2 protein-coding genes are annotated in these 1,952 nt (G+C 69.1%); both read left to right on the top strand.

Annotated elements, in window-relative coordinates:
* Positions 1-917: amidohydrolase family protein (locus ACFTZB_RS45340; RefSeq protein WP_378442509.1), on the top strand; the 917-nt coding region annotated here is incomplete at its 5' end.
* Positions 914-1,906 carry an amidohydrolase family protein gene (locus ACFTZB_RS45335; RefSeq protein ID WP_378442507.1) on the top strand — a complete coding sequence of 331 codons (993 nt, stop codon included), beginning with the start codon at positions 914-916 and terminating at the stop codon, positions 1,904-1,906. The genes ACFTZB_RS45340 and ACFTZB_RS45335, both read left to right, overlap by 4 nt.
* Positions 1,907-1,952: the final 46 nt, after the last annotated feature.

The raw sequence follows: 1,952 nt of genomic DNA, 5'->3' as shown, positions 1-1,952 counted from the left end.
ACGCTGACACCCTGCGGCAGCTTGCCGGGTTCGGTGCGACCACCGGCCTGGACATGGCCACGTGGCCGGCCGAGAAGCTCGCAGGACTGCGCGACATCGCGGGACGCGGCGGGCTCGCGGACTTTCGCAGCCCCGGCCTGCCGGCTATCGGCCCCGCGGGTCCCCATTCCCGGTTCGTTCCCGCCGAAGCGGTGATCACCGGACCCGATCAGGCTGGGCGGTTCGTCGACGCCCGTATCGCCGAGGGCGCCGACTACATCAAGATCGTCACCGAGGCACCCGGCGACGGCGGTCCCGATCTGCCCACGGTGACCGCGCTCGTCGACGCAGCGCACCGGGTGGGAAGGAAGGTCATCGCGCACGCGGCCACCGCAGCGGCCTTCACGATGGCCCTCGACGCCGGCGCGGACATGCTCACCCACATCCCGCTCGGCCGACCGCTCGATCCCGACACGGTCCGACGAATGGTCGCCGAGGACCGGATCGCCATCCCCACACTGGCATTGATGGAAGGGATCGCCTTCGCACACAACAGCAGGGAGGCTTTCGCCGGGGCGCTGCGCAGTGTGGGTGCTCTGCACAGCGCGGGAGCAGCCGTGCTGGCCGGGACCGACGCCAACGCCGAACCCGGCGCCCACACCCAAGTCGCTCATGGAACGAGTTTGCACCGCGAACTCGAACTTCTCGTCGACGCCGGCCTGACACCCACCGACGCCCTGCGCGCGGCCACCAGTCGCACCGCGGACGCGTTCGATCTGCCCGACCGCGGCCGTATCCGCCCCGGACTGCGCGCGGATCTCCTCCTCGTCGACGGCGATCCCACCAGCACCATCACCGCCACTCGATGCATTCGCGCCGTCTACGTCGCCGGAACACCCCTCCGCCTACCCTCCACCACCACGCCGGAGCGCCGATGAGGATCATCACGCTCGAGGAGCATTACCTCGACCCCGCGATCGCAGCCGCCAGCGCTCCCCTCGCGCGAGAGCTCAGCCCCGATTTCGCCGCAGCCTACGATCCCGCCAGCGGACTCAGCTACACCCCGACCGCGCAGGTGCTGCAGGATCTCGGCGAAGGACGTCTCGCCGACATGAACCGCCACGGCATCAGCATGCAGGTCCTGTCCTGCCTGACCACTCAGCAAGTGCCCTCCGACGTTGCCCCCGACCTGGTCCGCGCGGCCAACGACACCGCCGCCGCCGCCGTGCGAGCCCACCCGGACCGATTCGCCGCTTTCGCCGCTCTGCCGACCACCGCACCCGATGCGGCCGCCACCGAACTCGCCCGCTGCATCGACGAACTGGGATTCGTCGGCACCATGATCAACGGCCGCACCGACGGCGAGTTCCTCGACGCACCCCGCTTCGACCCGATCCTGGCCACCGCCGCCGCCCGCAACGTGCCGATCTACCTGCACCCGGCCGTGCCACCACGGGAAACGACCGACTCCAACTACGCCGGACTCGCCCCGCTGGTGACCACGCGTCTGCAGACCAGCGCCTGGGGCTGGCACCAGGAGACCGCCGTGCACTTTCTGCACCTGGTGCTCTCCGGAGTTCTCGACCGCTACCCGAACCTGCAGTTCGTCCTCGGTCACTGGGGCGAGATGATCCCCTTCTACCTCGACCGCCTCGACGAGGCCCTGCCGCAGACCCTCACACAGCTCGACCGCACCGTCTCCGACTATGTTCGCGGCAACGTCTACATCACCCCATCAGGGATGTTCAGCCAGGCGCAACTCCAGTACTGCGTCGAAACCCTCGGCGTCGAGCGCATCCTCTACTCCGTCGACTACCCCTTCATCGGCAACGAGGGTGCCGTCGCGTTTCTCGAGGACGCCAACCTGCCAGAGGATGCGAAACACCGCATCGCCCACGAGAATACGGAGAAGCTCCTCGGCGTCTGATCGCCGACTCCGGGCAGCTGCCCAGGCAGGCGCCGCCGTCCACGTG

Source organism: Rhodococcus sp. NPDC057014 (assembly GCF_042673295.1).
Taxonomy (GTDB): domain Bacteria; phylum Actinomycetota; class Actinomycetes; order Mycobacteriales; family Mycobacteriaceae; genus Rhodococcus_F.
Note: the sequence above shows the minus strand (reverse complement) of the source record. Positions and strands in the feature narration are given on the sequence as shown.

Bases quoted from the DNA above. Each gene is read 5' to 3' on its own strand.
- ACFTZB_RS45335 (WP_378442507.1), top strand. From the start codon at position 914: ATGAGGATCATCACGCTCGAGGAGCATTACCTCGACCCCGCGATCGCA.